At 42.1% G+C, this 20422-nt stretch carries 18 protein-coding genes; 12 read left to right on the top strand and 6 right to left on the bottom strand.

Translation table 11 applies throughout. The features are described 5' to 3' along the window. Positions 1–21: 21 nt before the first annotated feature. On the top strand, positions 22–1278 hold the full coding sequence (locus DC345_RS18960; protein WP_113054391.1) for an alpha-L-fucosidase: 1257 nt from the start codon (positions 22–24) through the stop codon (positions 1276–1278). 464 nt (positions 1279–1742) lie between these two features. Further along, positions 1743–1871, top strand: coding sequence for a DUF6254 family protein (locus tag DC345_RS31970; protein ID WP_220095247.1), 129 nt, complete (start codon positions 1743–1745; stop codon positions 1869–1871). A gap of 147 nt (positions 1872–2018) precedes the next feature. Here the strand turns inward: DC345_RS31970 and DC345_RS18955 are convergent, their stop codons facing one another. After that, entirely contained in the window at positions 2019–2630 is a 612-nt protein-coding gene (locus DC345_RS18955) for a TetR/AcrR family transcriptional regulator (RefSeq protein ID WP_113054390.1), read from the bottom strand. Positions 2631–2807: 177 nt separating this feature from the next. On the opposite strand from DC345_RS18955, the gene DC345_RS18950 reads away from it, so the two are divergent. From DC345_RS18950 to DC345_RS18925, 6 genes are all read left to right on the top strand, one after another. Beyond that, positions 2808–3545 (top strand): SDR family NAD(P)-dependent oxidoreductase, encoded by a 738-nt coding sequence (locus tag DC345_RS18950; protein ID WP_113054389.1) that lies wholly within the window; start codon positions 2808–2810, stop codon positions 3543–3545. 180 nt (positions 3546–3725) lie between these two features. Continuing rightward, the gene (locus tag DC345_RS18945) at positions 3726–6305 is read left to right on the top strand and encodes a glycosyl hydrolase (protein ID WP_113054388.1); all 2580 of its coding nucleotides are present in this window, start codon (positions 3726–3728) and stop codon (positions 6303–6305) included. A 158-nt stretch (positions 6306–6463) separates the two neighbouring features. Continuing rightward, positions 6464–6901 carry a ribonuclease gene (locus DC345_RS18940; RefSeq protein WP_113054387.1) on the top strand — a complete coding sequence of 146 codons (438 nt, stop codon included), beginning with the start codon at positions 6464–6466 and terminating at the stop codon, positions 6899–6901. Positions 6902–6916: 15 nt separating this feature from the next. Further along, positions 6917–7192: a barstar family protein gene (locus DC345_RS18935; RefSeq protein WP_113054386.1), complete on the top strand. Its 276-nt coding sequence runs from the start codon at positions 6917–6919 to the stop codon at positions 7190–7192. 483 nt (positions 7193–7675) lie between these two features. Further along, the gene (locus DC345_RS18930; protein ID WP_113054385.1) at positions 7676–8851 is read left to right on the top strand and encodes an FAD-dependent oxidoreductase; all 1176 of its coding nucleotides are present in this window, start codon (positions 7676–7678) and stop codon (positions 8849–8851) included. A gap of 82 nt (positions 8852–8933) precedes the next feature. Beyond that, a complete protein-coding gene (locus DC345_RS18925) occupies positions 8934–10148 on the top strand; it encodes a GNAT family N-acetyltransferase (protein WP_113054384.1) in 1215 nt (404 codons plus the stop codon). A 187-nt stretch (positions 10149–10335) separates the two neighbouring features. Here DC345_RS18925 and dapA read toward each other — a convergent pair whose 3' ends face one another. After that, positions 10336–11232, bottom strand: a complete 897-nt coding sequence (dapA, locus tag DC345_RS18920; protein ID WP_113054383.1) for a 4-hydroxy-tetrahydrodipicolinate synthase — start codon at positions 11230–11232, stop codon at positions 10336–10338. 111 nt (positions 11233–11343) lie between these two features. Here dapA and DC345_RS18915 point away from each other — a divergent pair, with 111 nt between their 5' ends. After that, positions 11344–12216 carry a LysR family transcriptional regulator gene (locus DC345_RS18915; protein WP_113054382.1) on the top strand — a complete coding sequence of 291 codons (873 nt, stop codon included), beginning with the start codon at positions 11344–11346 and terminating at the stop codon, positions 12214–12216. 40 nt (positions 12217–12256) lie between these two features. After that, entirely contained in the window at positions 12257–12868 is a 612-nt protein-coding gene (locus tag DC345_RS18910; RefSeq protein WP_113054381.1) for a DUF4304 domain-containing protein, read from the top strand. Between the two features lie 119 nt (positions 12869–12987). Here DC345_RS18910 and DC345_RS18905 read toward each other — a convergent pair whose 3' ends face one another. The 4 genes from DC345_RS18905 to DC345_RS18890 form a co-directional block, all read right to left on the bottom strand. After that, a complete protein-coding gene (locus tag DC345_RS18905) occupies positions 12988–15294 on the bottom strand; it encodes an MMPL family transporter (protein ID WP_113054380.1) in 2307 nt (768 codons plus the stop codon). 48 nt (positions 15295–15342) lie between these two features. Beyond that, on the bottom strand, positions 15343–15963 hold the full coding sequence (locus tag DC345_RS18900; RefSeq protein WP_113054552.1) for a TetR/AcrR family transcriptional regulator: 621 nt from the start codon (positions 15961–15963) through the stop codon (positions 15343–15345). Between the two features lie 292 nt (positions 15964–16255). Continuing rightward, positions 16256–17185: an alpha/beta hydrolase family protein gene (locus tag DC345_RS18895; protein WP_309304337.1), complete on the bottom strand. Its 930-nt coding sequence runs from the start codon at positions 17183–17185 to the stop codon at positions 16256–16258. A 25-nt stretch (positions 17186–17210) separates the two neighbouring features. Further along, entirely contained in the window at positions 17211–18314 is a 1104-nt protein-coding gene (locus DC345_RS18890) for a helix-turn-helix domain-containing protein (RefSeq protein WP_113054379.1), read from the bottom strand. Between the two features lie 397 nt (positions 18315–18711). On the opposite strand from DC345_RS18890, the gene DC345_RS18885 reads away from it, so the two are divergent. Together DC345_RS18885 and DC345_RS18880 are read left to right on the top strand one after the other, a co-directional pair. After that, on the top strand, positions 18712–18981 hold the full coding sequence (locus DC345_RS18885) for a CD3324 family protein (RefSeq protein WP_113054378.1): 270 nt from the start codon (positions 18712–18714) through the stop codon (positions 18979–18981). 234 nt (positions 18982–19215) lie between these two features. After that, positions 19216–20187: an alpha/beta hydrolase gene (locus DC345_RS18880; protein ID WP_113054377.1), complete on the top strand. Its 972-nt coding sequence runs from the start codon at positions 19216–19218 to the stop codon at positions 20185–20187. Positions 20188–20422 lie beyond the last annotated feature (235 nt).

The raw sequence follows: 20422 nt of genomic DNA, 5'->3' as shown, positions 1-20422 counted from the left end.
GGATGAGAAAGGTAGGATCATATGAATCTTGTTCAGAAATTAACGCCATCAGCCAAACAACTTGCTTTTCAAAAATGGGAATTTGGATTGTTTCTTCATTTCGGACTTCGTACCTTTTATGAAGGATATGTCGATTTCGATGAAAGGCAGATGGATCCGGCAGCTTTCAACCCTGTTGACTTAGACAGTGAGCAGTGGATCCGGTCGGCGAAAGAAGCCGGAATGAACTATGCTGTGTTAACTGCGAAGCATCATGACGGCTTTTCCAATTGGCCTTCCGACTATAGTCGATTTAGTGTGGCGGCTTCTCAGTGGAAGTATGGGCAAGGGGATGTCGTACGCGAATTTGTTGATGCTTGCCGAAAATATGATATGAAACCCGGCTTGTACTATTCACCGTATGATGGTTCAGCTGACTATTACACCCAAGATGCAAAGGCCTACGATGATTATTTCGTCAATCAAATCACAGAGTTGCTCACGCAATATGGTGAAATCGATATCCTGTGGTTTGACGGTTGTGGCTCTGAGGGACATTCGTATGATTGGAAACGTATTATTGCTGAAATTCGACGCTTGCAGCCTCAAATTTTAATTTTTAATATGGGTGACCCCGACTTTCGGTGGGTTGGGAACGAGGATGGTATTGCACCTATTCCATGCTGGAATGAAGTGGACTCAACGGAGTTTTCAATTTTGACGGAAAAGAAAGAACGATTGGGTGAAAACCTATGGCTGCCAGCGGAATGTGACGTCCAAATTAGAGGTGATTGGTTCTATAGCGATAGCAATGAACTTACCCTGAAAAGTACAGAAGAACTTATGGGCATTTATTATCATTCGGTTGGCCGGGGTGCAAACCTGCTCCTGAATATTGGACCGGATCGCAACGGCCTGCTTCCGCAGAAAGACGTAGAGAGACTGTTGGAATTCGGTTCGGAAATTCGCCGTTTTGAACGTCCATTCGCAACAATTGAGCAATGCAGAAAAATTGAAAAATCGTGGATTTACGAGACCGAGGTGCCCCAAATGCTCGACCACATTATTATCCAAGAGGATCTTACAGCGGGTGAAAATATACGAAGCTTCAAGATTGACATCATTACTCAAAAGTCAAGACGACCTGTGACCATTTATGAAGGGAAGCATATCGGTCATAAGGCGATTATTCGTATCCCTGCGATCAAAATCCGGGGTGTTATTGTTGAAATCACCGAAAGTGACCAGGAGGCAGCACTTCAGAAACTAAGCTTCCATCATGTTGGGAACGGGAAATGAGGTTGTGTGTGAGTTAGGTAACCATATAACTTAAGGGATAGGGCTGCCTTCGCTCAAAACAAGCGTTTCGGCAGCCTCTTACTGTCGAAAAATATAGCTTCTTTTATGCTGCTTACAAGTATTTTTCCATAGTATTGAAAACTATAATTGTTAATTTTGCGAGCAAGCATTTACTGGAATTATCATAACTTTAATTTGCTCATTGTGCAAAATTAATCAAGAGGCAAATTTTTTGATGTGGCTGATCGAAAAATTAATCACCTAATAAATTACATAAAAAAGAGAAAAAAAGACAAAGAATGGAGGATAAGATTCTCCTTCTTTGTCTCTAAATGAAATTTAAACAATCTAATCTACTGGTACAACTAACATTAAATCATTTGCTGATCTTGAATGAAAATAATCCATAAATGACATCCTAAAAAAGTAGTATAACTCTAATTTTCCAGAGGAGGAGATCTTTTATGGCTAGCCAGAAGAAAAGGCAGGAAGCTGCTTGGAAGTCACGAAAGCAAGAACAGCATCCTCATGGTAAAATCAAATCGCTTAAGCAATTATCAAGCGAATATGAAGAGAAAAATACTACGATTTAAGCAACTAACTGCCTGTGAAATTTGCAGGCAGTCTTCATAACAACTGTCGCAGAACACAATTCCAATTAAGTCGCTATTTTAGCGGCTATTTTTGTTTTAATTTATCCGAATCCATCTGACCCTAAACCTACAAGTCCATCGGTACCATTAATTCAACTTGTCCCCTACATAATAAAAGGAATGAATATGCGTTTTAGACAATTCGATTACATTCTTGATAAACATCTCACGTGATTCGCGAAAATCGCTTAATATCCAATTGTTCAATATTCCAAAAAAGCCGTAAGCCGTGTAGTACTTAAAATATTCCATGTTAACAGGGAAATCGTTGATCGTCTCAAAGATAAACTGCTCCTCATAGATTTTCAGAATTGTCTGAGGAAAACCTGTATGCAGACCAGGTAACGTATCATCATATCGAATCAGTTCGAAGAAGTCTCGGTTTTCATAGATATAGTCGATGATTTGAAAGGATTCAAAATTAAGCTTGTTGGTGTAGACCTTTTGACCATGTGAATATGGCTTGCCTACGGCGAATCTCAGACCTTCAAGTTTCGTATTCAACAATTCTTCGGCGAGCATGAATTTATCTTGATAGTGTAAGTAAAATGTACTGCGATTGTAACCAGACTGATCAACGATATCTTTAACAGAGACGGCATGGTAGCCTTTTTTCTTAATAAGCTGGATCAGAGCAGTTTTAAGATGCTCCTCGGTTCTATTGCGCTGTTGAGATTTCAAAATTTGTTCATCATTCATACATAAAAACTCCTATAAAAATAGACATTGTTTCACCAAGTGTCGATGTAGTAGACACATCATCGTATCTTAATGATTGGATTGTTACAATTTTAAGCATACAATTATATTTGTAAACGTCATATAGCACTTATGCAAATAGGTGCTATTCAAAATAGTATACTGGAGGATTTAATCATGGGCAAACTTCAAGACAAAGTGGCAGTTATTACAGGAGGGGCATCCGGGATCGGCGCAGCGACAGCACGCTTATTCGTTTCAGAAGGAGCCAAAGTGGTCTTGGTAGACCTGAATGAAGAAAAAGGAACGGCGTTTGAGCAAGAACTGAAAGCGCTTAAAGCTGACGCCCTCTTTATTAAAGCAAACATCACGAGTGAACAAGAGGTTGCTGAGATTTTCAAAAAAACCGTTGATGTTTTCGGTAAAGTGGATATCGTATTTAACAATGCAGGCATTGGGCGTGTTCATCCTTCGCACGAGCTTGACTATGCTGAATGGCGCAATACGGTGAATGTAGATCTGGACGGCGTATTCTTGGTCGCACGTGAATCGATCCGTGAAATGCTCAAAATTGGCGGTGGGACGATCGTCAACACGGCTTCCATGTACGGATGGGTGGGTTCACCCGGTTCTGCAGCCTACAATGCAGCGAAAGGTGGCGTCGTGAATTTGACTCGTTCACTCGCGCTGGAGTATGCTGAGAAAAATATTCGGGTGAATGCACTTTGCCCAGGCTTCATCGATACACCGATTATTCCAGAAGAGAGCAAACAGGCTCTTTCTTCTGCAACACCAATGAAGCGGCTCGGACAAGCAGATGAAATGGCCAAAGCGGTACTGTTCCTGGCTAGCGACGATTCATCCTATATGACAGGAAATAGCCTGATCGTTGATGGAGGATACACGGCCCAATAAGAGGTTTTTATTTACCGAACATAAATGGATTAACATATTAAAAGCCGCAAAATTGCGGCTTTTTTTCGTCCAGATATTTGCAAAAATTGATACATATGCTATGTTTACAATGAAAGCGCCATCATGAGTAAACAGAGGGATCATTCTTTATCATATTTTAAAATGGGAAGGAAGATGATGATGAAGATTTTGCTCCAAAAGACAGGCGTATTAATGCTGGCATTGACTCTGCTTCTTGGATTGATGACAGTACCCGTTCATGCAGATTCACCACTTTTCACGATCGAAAGCGAAAACGCTTTACTTTCCTCCGATCTTCAAGTGACGACAGAAATTTACGGTCAACCCAAGCCTGGATATTCTGGAAGTGGATTTGTTTGGATGCAGAATTCCGGCACAATAACCTTCACTGTGACTGTCCCCGAAACAGGCATGTATGCAATTTCCACCCGATACATGCAGGAGCTAAGTGCTGATGGCCGACTTCAATATTTATCTGTTAATGGCGTTACCAAAGGTTCGTTTATGCTGCCCTACACAACAACATGGTCTGATTTCAATTTTGGTTATCAGAAGCTGAATCAGGGAAGTAACACGATTCAATTGAAGGCAGGTTGGGGCTTCGCTTATTTCGACACCTTCACTGTAGACTATGCCAATCTTGATCCCCTGGAAGTTCAGCCTGTCCTTACTGATCCCCAAGCCACACCGGAAACACAACTTCTGATGAATTATCTAACGGAGGTTTATGGCAATCATATTATCTCTGGCCAGCAGGAGATATACGGTGGTGGAAACGATGGCAATACGGAGTTGGAGTTTGATTGGATTCATAATTTAACCGGAAAGTATCCAGCTATCCGCGGATTTGATTTTATGAACTATAATCCGCTCTACGGATGGGAAGACGGTACAACCGATCGAATGATCGATTGGGTCAATAACCGGGATGGAATTGCGACAGCTTCCTGGCATATCAATGTACCCCGAAATTTCACGACCTACCAGCTTGGGGATCATGTGGATTGGAAAGAGGCTACTTATAAACCAACAGAAACGAATTTTAATACAGCCAACGCCGTAATTCCTGGTACGAAAGAATATAAATACGTAATGAGTACGATTGATGATCTGGCAGAACAACTATTGATTCTTCAAGATAACAATGTGCCCGTTCTTTTCCGGCCTTATCATGAGGCAGAAGGCAACGGTGGGTTGAATGGGGAAGGCGCCTGGTTCTGGTGGGCTTCTGCAGGTGCGGATGTGTACAAACAACTGTGGGATATGCTCTACACTGAACTTACAGAGACATACGGTCTGCACAACTTGATTTGGACTTACAACAGCTACGTATATAACACTTCTCCTGCATGGTACCCTGGTGACGATCAGGTAGATATTGTCGGTTATGATAAATACAATACGATTTACAACCGCAATGACGGTTTGTCTGGGGTGCCGAATGAGGATGCCATTACCTCGACCTTCTATCAACTGGTTGATCTAACGGATGGCAAGAAAATGGTGGCCATGACAGAGAACGATACCGTCCCAAGTGTACAGAATCTGACAGAGGAAAAATCAGGATGGCTCTACTTCTGTCCTTGGTATGGCGAGCATCTCATGAGTTCGGCCTTTAATTATCCAGCAACTTTGAAAACGCTTTATCAAAGTGATTATGTCATTACGCTGGATGAACTGCCTAATTTGAAGGCTAACAATCCAACATCAAACGCGTCCCTCACTCCTACAACCGTTGAATTTGACAAACACACACCCAATTCAAGCGACAAGGCCATAACTGTGAACTTTAACGGTAATACGTTAATCGGTCTACGGATAGGTACCTCTGCATTAACTGCAAATCAGGATTATACGTTAAGCGGAAGTACGTTGCTGCTGAAAAAAGAATTTTTGACCGGACTGCCGGTTGGCGAACATTCCATCGTTTTTGATTTTAATCAAGGGCAAGATCCTGTACTAAAAGTTAAAATTGTAGATTCAACACCAAGCACAAGCGCTGTAATTTCGCCCGTGAATGCAACTTTTGATAAAGCAGCGAATCTAGCGCAGGATGTTTCCTTGACCCTCACCTTAAACGGAAGACAGCTTACAAGTATAACGAATGGAACTTATACACTTGTATCGGGCCAGGATTATACGGCATCAAGCACAGCCGTCGTTCTACGTAAATCCTACCTTTCCACGCTGCCGCTAAGCCCAAATACGATAACGTTTCATTTTAACGGAGGAAATAACGCTGTTCTTACAGTAAACGTAGTAGACAGCAGTGTTTCTGTACCCTCTGGGAACTTGACGATCCAAGCTTTTAACGGCAATACAAGTGTGTCCACCAACGGAATTTCACCTAAATTTAAAGTGGTCAATACCGGTAATTCGGCGATTCAGTTGAGTGATGTAAAGCTCCGGTATTACTATACGATTGACGGGGAAGAAGCGCAGAGTTTCTGGTCTGACTGGGCAAGTATCGGGAGTGCAAATGTAACCAGCAAATTCGTTAAATTGGCTACGCCAGTTGCGGGAGCGGATTATGTTTTGGAGGTTGGTTTTACGAGTTCTGCCGGAACGCTTAATGCTGGACAAAGCGCTGAAATTCAAGCACGGTTCTCCAAAAATAACTGGTCCAATTACAACCAGGCTAACGATTACTCGTTTAAGGCATCCGGTACTCAGTTCGCAAACAATGAACAGGTTACCGGGTATATCAACGGTCAACTGGTGTGGGGGATTGAGCCGTAAGGATGCAAACATAATAAAGGTTGGAGCGGGGATATCCGCTCCAGCCTTTTTCTGTTGGGATGGCTGAAATTCACGAGAAACGAATATAAAGAGGAGTATACGTAAGGAACATGTTATGATAGGGAGGATGCTAATTTTTCAGAAGGAGATCAAAATCAATGGTTGTAAAAAAGTGGTTAGGTGCTTTACTTTTTATTCTGGCGACGATCCTGTTTACAGGATGCTCACTCGAAACGGTTTCGTTAAATGACTCATCTCAAGAGAGTGCCGTTCTAACGCAATTTGATGAAGTAGCCAAGTATATTTCGGAGCATAATGAACTTCCGGAAAATTATATAACCAAGAAAGAAGCCAGAGAATTAGGATGGGAGCCTAGCAAAGGTAATTTGGAAAAAGTAGCTCCAGGCAAAAGCATTGGCGGTGACGTATTTCAAAATCGAGAAGGGCTGTTGCCTAATAAAAAAGGAAGAATTTGGTACGAAGCAGACATTAACTATTCGGGAGGAACGCGGGGCAGTGATCGGATTTTATATTCCAATGATGGATTAATCTATAAAACAACGGATCATTACCGTACGTTCAAGCAAATCGAATAGGGAAAAGGTGATAATATGAAGACAATTGTCATTAATGGAAAGGACATTCATGGAAGAGAAGAATTACATGACGTCCTTCAGACCAGTCTTGAATTAGGTCAAACATATGGTCGGAATTTGGACGCATTATGGGATTGCCTGACTGGATTTCTCCCTATGCCACTTACCATTCAGTGGATTGATTTTGATGCAAGTCGGAAGTTTCTTGGAGAGTACGCAGATCAGTTGCTGGACCTGATGCATGAAGCTGAAGAAGAGCTGGAAGGATTTACATTGGAGTTGAGAAACTAGTTGGTTTGTGTGAGGCAATAAGATGGACCCATTGAAAGTCGCTATTTTAGCGGCTTTTTTTTTGTGAGTATGAAATCTTGCCTCACATGAGAGGACCAACACATGTCTGGATTTTTATAAACAGAAGACTAACGTGTTTTAACGTATGGTGAATAGCATTCAGTTCAATAATTTAGTTAACAGGTTTACAATAAATTTGGTTGTAATATTTTTATGAGTAGAGGGGTTAACATTTAAATGGGAAAGAGAAACACAGCAAGAATTTTATCGGTTTCAAACTGAATGTCAGAGTATAATGATACTTTCTTAATTCTAGCATGTTTTTTCTGAAAACAAACGTTAGTATTCTATGATATGGACATCACCACGTTATTATTTGACAATGATAATCTTTATCAACTATTATTGTTTACAGGTAAATAATATTTTAATGGTATTCTATTTATCTTAACAATTCATTGAAGATTGAAGGGAGATTTTCATATGTCAAATAAAAATGCCCGTATTGCTATCATTGGTGGTGGTCCTTCGGGATTAACGCTGGCTCGTATTCTGCAGCAAAATGGAATGAAGGCTACTGTATATGAGCGTGAACCATCCTCCAACTCTCGTCAACAAGGCGGCACACTTGATATGCATCCTGAGTCAGGTCAATTTGCATTGGAGGTAGCTGGACTGATAAAGGAATTCGAAGTGAATGCTCGTTATGAAGGTCAGGACTTACGACTTCTGGATAAAACCGGAAAAGTCTATTGGGACGAAATTTCAGGTCCCGAAGATAACCATAGACCTGAGATAGATCGTGGCGTACTTCGCAAATTGTTATTGGATTCTATTGAACCAAACACAATAAAATGGGGCCATCACCTAAAAAGTATACATTCACTAGACAATGGTCAGCATGAGTTGCAATTTGAGAATGAGCATACAGAAATTGCAGATCTTGTTGTTGGTGCTGACGGTGCCTTTTCAAAAGTTCGTGAGTTTCTCTCGGATGTGCAGCCCATCTATACGGGAATAAGCGCGGTTGAGATGGGGATATCAAATGTTGATGAAAATCACCCGGATTTAGCCGAGTTTAACGGGAAAGGGAGTATGTTTGCATTCCAAGATCAAAAAGCGATTATGGCTCAGCTTAATGGTGACGGCCGCATCCGAGCTTATTTGGCTTTCAAGATTGAGAAAGAATGGCTGGATCATTGCGGTATTAACTTCGAACAACCAGCAATGGCAAAAGAATCCCTGCTCCAATTATTATCCGATTGGAGTGATGACTTGAAAAATTACATTCGTTATTCTGATGGAGAGATGTTGCCTCGTAGAATCTATATGCTGCCAATCGACCACAGCTGGACGCATAAGGACGGGGTCACTCTCATAGGAGATTCTGCACACTTAATGTCTCCATTTGCAGGAAAAGGAGCGAATATTGCCATGCTTGATGCAGCCGAGTTAGGTTTATCTCTTGCTAATCACAGCGATCTAAAAACGGCTTTAGAGCACTATGAGGAAAAAATGTTTGCATATAGCTCTAAAGCAACACTGGAATCGGATATGAATCTTAAGCTCAGCTTCTCACATAATGCAGCGCATAAGTTTCTGGATATTATCCTTAGAGATTCGACAGGGAAACTTAGAGAGGTAAAAACAAGCTCTTAATCATTATGATCAGATCATTGCCAGCATTATTCTGAAGCAATTGGTAAATCATATAATTTAAAACCAAGGGAGAATAACTGGCATGCATCGTAAGCAAAATCTAAAAATGAAAAAAGTAGATTTATCACATTTAGAACAATATAGTCAGCTGTTACGCTATGTATTTCAGGTCACTCATAATGATCTTCACAAACATGGCTGGAAAGAAAACGAAATTCTCCATGAAAAGTCACCTGTCTTACAACAGGCAGATGTACTTGGATGGTTCGATGGAGAAAAACTGATTTCTCAGGTATCCATATATCCATTTGAGGTTCGGATATTTAACCAAACTTACGCTATGGGTGGCGTCACAGGTGTCGGAACTTTTCCTGAATATTCCGGTCAGGGCTTAATGAATAAACTGCTGCTGCAAGCACTCACCAATATGCGTGAAAAGAAACAATCCATTTCGTACTTGTATCCCTACTCCATACCGTATTATCGCCGTAAAGGCTGGGAGATCATTTCTGATAAAATCGTGTTTGAGGTTCAAGACTTCCAATTACCCAAAAACAAACCTGTTTCTGGTGATGTGGCACGTGTAGAACCTGACAGCGAAGATGTGAAGCTGGCTTATGAACGCTTTTCAATGCAAACCCATGGAGCCATGTTGCGGAAAGAGCTGGCGTGGAGTGAGTATTGGCGATGGGATTCAGATGATTTAACTGCAGCCGTCTACTATGGTGAAGATGGTCAACCGGATGGCTACATTTTATATTGGATTGAAGAAGAAGTATTCCACGTCAAAGATATGATCTTCATTCACGAAGAGGCACGAAGTGGACTGTGGAATTTTATTAGTGCGCATTTTTCAATGATATCTAAAGTGGTAGGCAATATTCACACCGATGAACAGCTTGCTTTTTTGCTGGAAGATGCGGATATTAAGGAAACCATTTCGCCTTACTTTATGGCACGGATCGTGGACATTGAGCAATTTATCTCAAAATATCCGTTCAAACCCGCAGCGATGGATAGAGAGTGGACCTTTACTTTGCAAGACCCTTTACTGTCATGGAATCAGGGCACATTTACTCTGCAAATTGAACCGAATGGAAGCGGAAGAGTAATTCGGAGTCAAAGCCGACGTAGTGAAGATAGCATAAGTATCCAAACCATGACGACGATGTTGTTGGGCTATAAGCGTCCTGAATATTTGCATAAGATTGGACGCATTAAGTGTGATCCAGAAACGCTTGATTTATTAGAAGATGCTATTGAGCAGCAGGCGCCTTACTTTTCGGATTACTTTTAATATTCAAAGTAGGGATCAGCATCCCCTTGGGGATTAGCAATACCTCGATTTCCGTCTGAAAATCTGTGTTTAAACGTAAAACAACCAGGATGGATGTATCCATACTGGTTGTTTTTATTTCCCATTCCATTATGTCTCATTTTATCAGATCAATGTATTCATCAATCGTAGCAAGATTTGCGCTTTTTTAAGAAGGTACAACCATCTCTGCGAGTGTATCCGACAACCTTTGTTTTGCTTTTTCCGATGCGGCAGTCAGTGGCAGACGCAGTTTTGCCGTGGCGATCAGCTGTTGCTGAGCAAGCCACCATTTGATCGAGGCTGGAGCAGGTTCTGCAAATACATCACTAATCAGAGGCTGCAGCTGCTTAAAGCTGTCTCTTGACCCATTCACGTCACCAGATGCAAAGCGTTGATACACGTCCACATACCGTTGGGTATGAATGTTGGCAGAGGCCACCATCCCGCCTGCAGCACCTTGACACAGCATCGCATGGAAATACGCATCTTCGCCGCAAAGTACAGGTTTCATCTCATATTGGGTTAACGCCAGCAGCAGATCCAAACCGCCAGTGCTGTCCTTCAGGCCAATAACCCCATCCAGATCCATGACTTTTCTCATCGTATCCAAGGTCATGCGACTACCGGTTCGAGCCGGAATCTCATAGACTAGAATCGGTAATCCGGTCCGGGATGCATTGGAAAAATGCTCTAGAATTCCTTCTTGCGTCGGTCTGTTGTAATAAGGAGTGACTACCAGGGCAGCATCTGCTCCTAATTCAGCAGCCATTTCAGTCCGATGAACCGTTGAATAGGTATCATTTGTTCCTGTCCCCACGACGAGGGGGATGGATTTGTTCAGACTTGTCAAAATCTCTTTCGTTACTTCCACCATCTGTTTTACTTCATCCCAGGAGACAGTCGGAGATTCTCCGGTCGTGCCGTTTACGACCAATCCCTGAATGTCGTGTTTGGCAAGATGGGTAACATATTTGCGATACGATTCAATGTCGAGCTTGTTGTCGTCCGAAAAAGGGGCAATTACCGGTATATAAATTCCTTGAACATGTTGTTCATTCATCATAATCAACTACCTCTTCCCGTTATATTGAAACTAATGTAACATAGGAACCAGCATCACAGTTACCTATAACAAATGATAGTTGTCATCAATATTTTCGATGAGGTGAGCAAGTTGGATTTAATCTATCTTCAGACATTCAGAGAAGTTGCCATTCGCGAGAGCTTCACTAGAGCTGCAGAAGTACTGGGTTATGCACAATCGAGTGTTACTACGCAAATTCAGAAGCTGGAAAAAGCATATCAAGTCAAACTGTTTGAACGCTACAGCAATAACAAGATTCGTCTGACTTCTGCCGGGGAAGAGTTGTTCAAGCTTGCCGGACAGATGTTGGAACTGTTTGAACAGTCCAAGGAAAAAATGGCGAAGCAGGGTGGTGGCTCCTTAACGATTGGTACGATGGACTCTATCGCTTCTTACTTTTTACCTCCATATATGCAAGCCACTCGTAAGGAATACCCTGATCTGAACATACGATTGCATACGAATCGTGAGGGGTTAATTTTGCATCAGGTCAGGGAAGGTGAAGCCGATATCGGACTTATTCTCGCAGATGATTCGAGCGATCCGGCTTTGCAGTGGATTACCATTCGCCAGGAACCGCTTTTGTTGATCGTCCATCCTCAGCATCCGCTGATCATCAAGGCGCAGATTGAATTGAATGATCTAAAGGATATGGAATGGATAATGCCTGAAGATACCTGCAATTACAGACAGCTGCTTGAAAGAGTGCTTCGCGGAAATTCAATCCCTTATCGGATCGGTCTGGAACTTGGCAATCCGGAGGCGATCAAAAGAAGTATTAAGTCAGGGGAGGGCATTTCGATTCTGCCGCAAATGGCTGTAATGGAAGAAATCGAGCGGGGAGAGTTGAAAGCCTTACCCCTTGAACATGCAGAGCTCCAACTCGAAATACAGCTCGTTCTTCATCCGAAGAAGTGGGTATCCAACGCGCTGCACGATTTTATGGAAAGCTTAAAAAAGTAAAGCACTAATCTGATGGAGTTGGTTAGGAGAAGGAGGGATCGTGTTGCAGCAGCTCTTTAACGATCTGATCAAACAGGATGTAAAGCCGTTGCTTTCCAATTACGGTTATACAAAGAAGAGTTTAAATTTCAGTAGAAAAGCAGACGACCTTGTTTACATGTTCAATTTTCAAAAATCCTCTGGAAATTCGGCGGATAATGTCATGTTTTATGTGAACTGCGGCATTTACTCAGTGGAGTTAGCACAAATTCAATCAAAAGAGATTTTGACGGCACCCCTTGAACCCGAGTGTCACTTCAGAGCAAGAATCGGGGAAATTGTTCAGGCTGTTCCGGATCGATTCGCAGTTACTCCTGATACGAATAAGGATGATTTGATAGCAGTGCTGCTGCCCGGGTTGGAAGAAGTAATACGGTTCTTTGAAACGATGACCGATGCGAGATCCATTGTTGATTATTACATGTCAGGTCCCTTTTTGCATCTAAGCGAAGAGAGCTTCCATCTCCTTCTGAAATCCGGGGAGGTAACAGCCGCTAACCTTTATCTGAGGGCTTTGCATGGAAAGTATGGAGCAGAACATCGTTGGACCATCTTTGAAAATAAATACAAGGCCATCTTCAATATATATGGAGTGAAATATGATGTGTCATAAGCTTGGACAGGAACAACTCCTATGAATCAATTTTTTAAAAACGGAAGTAAAACAAAACGAAAGCCCATTGACTGGACTGGTCAACGGGCTTTCGTTTTATTCTATGATTCAAATCCTTATTAAGACTTGGAGTTGGAATGATCTTTAGCGTGAAGTGTAGCAATCAGCTTCTCGCCCTCAACGTCGAGATTTGGTAGAATGCGATCCAGCCATTTTGGAAGTGACCAAGCCTTGTCACCGAAAATAGCCATGATGGCGGGAACCAATCCCATCCGAATAATGAAAGCATCAATCAGAATTCCTACAGCTAATGTGAAACCAATCTGTTTGATCATGACGTCATCTGTAAAGATGAACCCAGCAAATACCGAGACCATGATTACAGCTGCGGCAACAACTACGCGACTTACCTGATTATAACCATGGACAACAGACTCTGTTCCTCTGTGACCGTGTACGTATGATTCCCGCATCGAACTGACAAGGAAAACCTGATAGTCCATTGCTAATCCATACAGGATACCTGTCACGATGATCGGCATAAAGCTCAGCAGCGGGCCGCCGGTGTCGAAACCAAAGAGCGAATGCAACCAGCCCCATTGGAATACAGCAGTAGTAATCCCGAATGTAGCCAGAATGCTAAGAAGGAAACCGATAGTTGCCTTAATTGGAACGATGATCGAACGAAATACCAAGAGCAGAATAATAAGCGACAGCAAGATAATAATTCCTACATAGATAGGGAATACCTGCGCTAATTTCGCTGACATATCAATGTTAACGGCAGTGAATCCCGTAACACCAATCTTAACGTCATTCGTCTTCGCAACGCTCGATTCAGTAGATCGTAGTTCATTCACCAAATCTTTGGTGATTCTATCGTTAGGACCTGTGCCGGGAATAAGACTAAAGATAGCCAGATCTTCTGTCATGCCTAGCGGTGTAACCTGTGCAACGTTATTTTGGCTTTGGAGTTCCTTCATGACATTGCCCAAGAGTTCCGGAGTCACCTGCGCGGAAGAATTGTTAGGCTCCGCGACCAGAATAAGTGGTCCGTTAAATCCTTCTCCGAAGCCTTCGGATATTGCGTCATAACCCTGTCTTGCTGTCGTGTCCAGATTAGCTGAAGAAGCTCCCGGAATACCCATTTCCATTTTTGTTATAGGAGTGGCTGCCGCGCCAAGAAGCACGACGATGGCAATAATTGTGATCCAACGATACTTGATAACGAATTTCACCCATCTGTGAGCGATCCCGTGGCCAGCCGCTTTAGGATGTTTTGTACTTTTCTCGCGTGCTTTAGTGGAACAGATGCGTTCACCCACCAATCCAAGTAAAGCGGGCAATAGAGTAAGGGCAACAAATACATTAATAAGAACGGTAGCTGCGGCAACTAAAGCCATCGTAGATAAGAATGTGAGGCCGATGACAAGCATACCGCAAAGTGCAATAATAACGGTTAATCCAGCAAAGAATACAGCGCTACCCGATGTGCCAATCGCTCTTGCTGTTGCTTCTTGTGCGCTCAAGCGCTGATCAATAATCATTCGGCGCTGGCGATTAACAATGAAGAGAGCATAATCGATTCCGACGGCCAGACCAACCATGAGAGCCAGGACGGAAGTGACACTCGGCATTTCTATAAATTTGGAGATCGAGAATGCACCACCCACTCCAATGGCAACGCCGAGGAGTGCGGTGACAAGTGGCAGACCTGCCGCAACAACGGAACCCAAGGTGATTAACAAAACAATGACAGCAATGATCAGTCCAATAATCTCTGCCGAGCCTACTCCAATAGCTACTGTTTTGAGCGTTTCGCCCGGTAACACGGTGATGTTGGTCCCTTGTTGGGCAGACATAACGGAGTCAATTACAGAATCAAATACATCTTGCGTAATTGCAGACTGCTCAATGGTAAACTGAAATTGAAACAGAGCAACTTTACCATCAGAAGAGAGAAGGACACCAGGTACAGGAACGCCATCCACCATTAGAGGTCCATAGGGAGGAGGTGAGGCTGTTGCTGATTGCTGCATATTGGCAGCCTGAGCCATGTCTGCGGATGCACCCGAACTGCCAGCTTCAGCTGCATAATCGGCAGGATTAATCACATCCTTCAATCCGTATACTTCACTAACAGCTTTCATCACTGCAGCCAAACGTTCAGGCGTATCCAGACGCTCGTTGTCAGGTGCTTTGAACACAACACTTCCTTGCCCGCCGGAGGCGGCTGGTAATTCTTTAGCTAATTGATCCAAAACCTTTTGTGATTCTGTGCCTTCAATTTTCATTTCAGAACTAATATGAATGCCATTGATGCTGATCATAGAAATGACAACACCCAGAATCAATACCCACCCGATGATGAAATACCCCGGTTTACGAAAAGCCGTTTTCCCCAATCTATACAATAATGTAGACATATCTCTAATTTTACACTCCCTCTATGGTGATTATGGGTTGCTAGCGCATTAGAATCCTTTGCGCAAATGACCAAACATGGTTTCTAAAAACTCATCGAATGCTACAGCTTCAGTGCTAGGGTGGTCCGTTTTCTTTTGTCCAGGGAGCAGCACATTAAGTCTTCCGTCAATTAAAGGAAGAATAATCCCGTAAACTGCGTTTATAAGTAGATAAGTATATACCTCGTCATCATTTCCATTGGACAAGTCTAACAATGTTTCTTGCGCAGTCGTCTGCATATGATGCAGTACCCCGAGGAAATGCGGTTCTAACACCGGATATTTTTTCGAAAGTATCAAAAGTTCTCGCAATCTTCCTATGAGATCCGCTGTAAGCTGCATCTGGATAAGTTGATACAGAACGTCAAGCAAGGAGGTATTTGGGGGAATCATGGTAAGTAAATTCTCAAACTCAGCAGTATTGTGAACAGCTGTAGCTCCCATCGCAACAGCTTCTTCCTTACATGTGAAATAGTTTGCGAAAGTTCTTCTGGAGTAACCGGCTTTTTGCACGATATCTTCAACAACGAAGCCATCCAGACCATGTTCAAGTGCAAGTTCAAATGCTGCGATCGCCAGCGATTGCTCTGTCGCTTCTTTTTTTAAATGCCGCAAAGTTGGTTTGGCCATCATTTTCCGCTTATGCGTACACCTCCGTCATGGTTGTTTCGGGAGGGAAGCAATTGTAAGTTGTTAACTTCATTATGGTTTTACACGACTCCTTTCTCAGGATCATCTTAACCTATATTTGCCCTTTAGGCAAATTTGCTCAAAGGGAAAGTTATTACCTTTCCGATAAACGTAAAACTTCGTTCGTTGTTCATAGATGAGATGTTTCAATCAACCGAGGGGTTTATTTGAAAAATAGAAAGAGCCCTGTAAAGAGCTCTTTGATCTAGCATGGTATGAACGATGTTTTTTCCTAAACGGAATGAATCCATTCAGCAATGTCTTGTATCACTTTCTTATCTACATGTTGTGCAACTTTGTATTCTTTTTTCATTTTTAATATTTCCCCATAAACAGCTGGCATAAATAAATGATTTAAGTGGGGATAAAGTTTAAACGTTACGTTAGGCTTTTCTCCCAACAAGTCTTGGTAACCCTTAAAATCTTTGTCTACGGATACATGAAAATCTTGATCTCCCTGCAAAATGAGTACGGGTTTATCTAATACGTTAAGGTAATTAATGGATGGATGTTCTCCCATTTCCTTGAAGTAGAAGGCTCTGGAATATTTGCCCAAAACGACAGTTGATTTTGCTTCTGCATCACTTAACGTATAGATTTTATTAAACTTGGTTGATAGTGCTGCTATTTGTTTCTTCGCAATCATTTTCAAAAACAGATTCAACGAGTTCAAAACATCGTCATTTTGGTCCATCAAAATCTCTTCGAATTTTCGTGGAGATCCACCCATAATAATGATACCAGCAAAATGTCCACCTTCTGCATCAATTCGTGGAGCTAACATCCCGCCTAAACTATGACCTATAATGAATATTTGGTTGGCATCAATACGTGAGTCCTGGCGCAATAAGTCAGCTGCGAGGATAGCATCCTCAATGGTTTCTTCTTTAACGGATAAGCTGGTATCGTTTTTCATTTCTTTTCCATAGACGAGTGTTCTTTTGTCATATCGCAGCACGGCGATTCCTTTGTCGGACAATCCTTCTGCAAGGTCTTTAAAAGGGAAGTTATTCCCCACCTTTTCATCCATATCCGCAGGGCCAGAGCCATGCACCAATACCACGGCCGGAACTTTTGACGAGCCATCCTCCGGCAGTGATAACATTCCATTTAGAGGATATTTCGTTTCTTTGCCAATAATTATTTTTTCGTTCATTCCCATAACCTATAACCTCCGATCAGCATGTTTATTCAATAAATCTATTCATTTTTTGAACTAATCGTTGAAATTCGGGAACTTCATGTAACGAATTGAACGCTGGATTCATCAGAACATCCCTCATCATGCTATTCTTGATAACTTGCTCGCTGCGTGGTGCGGAGACGTCGAAATCGTTCAGCCACGGATCAATCAGGTCAAAAAAGGAATCTCCACGAAGCTCAAAAGGAAAGAATCCTTCCACGCAGGTATCTACATATTTTTCAAGGAGTTCAATCGATTTCTCAGGGGATTTGTTCACGCAATATAGATGAGCACCTAGTGCATAAAGCAGGACGACATTGTTTGGATTTAATCGCTCCATATCAAAAATCCGTGCAAAATCGGACGCTCTCATAAAAGCAGCTTCGGCTTTTTCGATATTATTAATATTTAATTGCAGGACGTTCAGCAGCCCTTGAAAGACTGCCATTACGTGCTGATACAATTCAGCCTGCAAGGTTTCTTTGGCTTTGTCGATGTTGCCCATAAGCTGATATGCCTGTGAAATTAATACACCTTTTGGCATCATGGGCCGCACAGTCTCCCCAAGCAAATCTAACACCCGCTGCGGGTCCCTGAGAGCCAGACAACAAACCGACTGATACATAACCGCATCGTTGGAAAGCTGCATGTCGCCACTTTCGGCCTCAATCCGTTCACATAGCGTCATGGTTTCGTTAAGAAGCGCCTCTTTTTGCTCCTGTGTTCTCGCCAGCGTGAAGTGATTGGTGTACAGCCTGACCATCTGCAATAAGAGTGGGAAGCAGGCGTAATATTTCTTGATGATCGCTGCACATTCAGCAATTACATCATCAAAAGGGAGAGAAGCAAAATCGTTGGCCAGTTTGGTGTAGAGCTTTGCGATGTCCGACTGCTTCATTTGCGGGGAATAACCCATCAAGTCGTCAATGCTAATGTTAAAATAGGCCGCAAGCCGCGGCAGAAATGTGATATCGGGATAGCTTTGTCCCGTTTCCCATTTGGAAACAGACGCTTTGGAAACACCGATAAATGCAGCAACTGCATCCTGTGTTAATCCTTTTTCTCTGCGTTTAGCGACTAGAATCGATGCCAAATTAATTTCGTTCATCAACGTCACCTCTGCTTATGATTATACGGTTTATAAAATCAACTCCCAAGCGACTTGTCGTTGACTTGTATTAAAAAAATCAACCAATGGGAAACTTGATAGGTAAGGGTTATCGATCCCGGTAAAGTTAAGTTAATTCAATATATCCATAGGAACGACTAACTTTTGATCATGAGATAGTCCGAAGTAATAATATTTATGCTATACTGTCAACGTAAAAGGGAGGTGCTTTACTGATGGAGAATCTGTTAAGATTGTCTGTGACTTTCTTCACTTGTGCAAAGCCAGTATTGGAAAAGCGTTACTTTGCATGGGGCTAAATTTTTTCTAACGCTAAATAAGCTTATCTAATATTTTGGCTTTGCACCTTATTTTCTAAAATAAGGAGTGAAGCAGAGTGAGATATACTAACGCTAAAAAAATATTACCCGAAAAGTTAATAATAATGATTCAAGAGTATGTCCAGGGAGAGACGATTTACATTCCGAAACAGGAAAAGGAATATAACCATTGGGGAAGCTTGAGTGGCGGAAGGCAGTGGTTAGATCACCGAAATGCCACTATTAGACAAGCTTTTAAGAATAATAGCAGCATTGAGCAACTTGCTAAGGACTACTTTCTCTCTGTTGAAACCATTAAGAAAATTGTTTATTCCAAAAATAAGTAGTACACGACACTGATGAAGGAATTCATCAGTGTTTTTTATGTCAAAAACGATTCTAACTTATTGTTTTCATTTGAATAGCTTAGTGCGCTCTTTACAATAGGATTAGGCAGAAGGGAAGTCGATACGGTGAGAGAAAGTGTAACTTTTGATTAGAATTCAAATCGGGAATACTGGAACCATTGGAGCGAGCAGCACTTCATTGAACATGATTAAGAGAGCGAGGAAACGGTAAATATGAATGAACCAAAAAGCAGAAGCAGACATCTGATCGATCAGGAGATCATAGGTGCGATTGAATTAATCCTAACCACCGATCTTTCCGCTGCCACACTAATGGAAGCACGGAAAAGTCAAACAGAAATGATGCCGCAAATCGATGTAACACAGTTGTTTCCAGTCACATTCGAAGAAAGGGAGATACCAAGTTATTTTGGTGGTCCTGATATTCGTATAGAAATTATTAAACCCGGCCAACCAAAGTACAGTAAGTTGCCGTTATATTATTCGATTCATGGTGGCGGAATGGTTATGGGCAGTCCGGTCGGTGAACGCCAAAGCAATGCGGCACTGGCTGTGCAACATGGTTTTTGCTGTGTATCTGTTTACTATCGGCTAGCGCCTGAACATATTCAGCCAAGTCAATTACAGGATTGTTATTCTGGCCTGAAATGGTGCATCGAGCATGCCGAGGAATTAGGGATCGATACCGAGAAAGTCGCTCTTGCGGGCAGCAGCGCTGGCAGTGGTTTAGCGGCAGGGCTAGCCCTGTACATTCGCGACCAGAAGGAATTCGACATCCACCATCTAAGACTGCGAAGTCCAATGCTCGATGATCGTACGAGTATTTTGCCAGATCATCCATATGCAGGTGAGTTTGTTTGGACCAAAAAAAGCAATTATTTCGGCTGGAAATCAGTATTAGGTCACGAACCCGGACAAGAAGAAACAAGTGAATATTACGTGCCAGCGCGTGCAAAATCTCTTGCCGGTTTGCCACCCACGTATATGAGCATAGGCAGCGTTGATCTGTTTATAGATGAAACCTTATTATTTGCCAAACAACTTGCCTTTGACGGTGTGTTAATTGAATTGCAAGTACTCCCTGGATACCATCATTTGGCTCCAATGTTTCCGAATGCACATTTTTCTCAAATAGGTGCCAACTCTAGTGAGTATGCCTTGTTGAAAGCTCTGGAGCTACTTTGATTATAAGATTAATTTAGAGGTGGAATCGGAACCGTGACAATAGGTGGCAAACAGTACAGAAGACATAAGTTAAAGCTTTGAAAGATAAAAGTCGCATTGATGCGGCTTTTTTTGTTTTGTCGGGGACAAGAAGCTGACTTTTTACCACTTAACCATAGTTTAGATAATTGTGCATATCGAATTTGTAACTTGTGTATTTAACTTTTCTTAAATCCTTGCTACACTTTGTTTTGAT

The organism is Paenibacillus taichungensis (genome assembly GCF_003287275.1).
Taxonomy (GTDB): domain Bacteria; phylum Bacillota; class Bacilli; order Paenibacillales; family Paenibacillaceae; genus Paenibacillus; species Paenibacillus taichungensis_A.
This window is presented reverse-complemented; position numbering and strand designations above follow the sequence as displayed.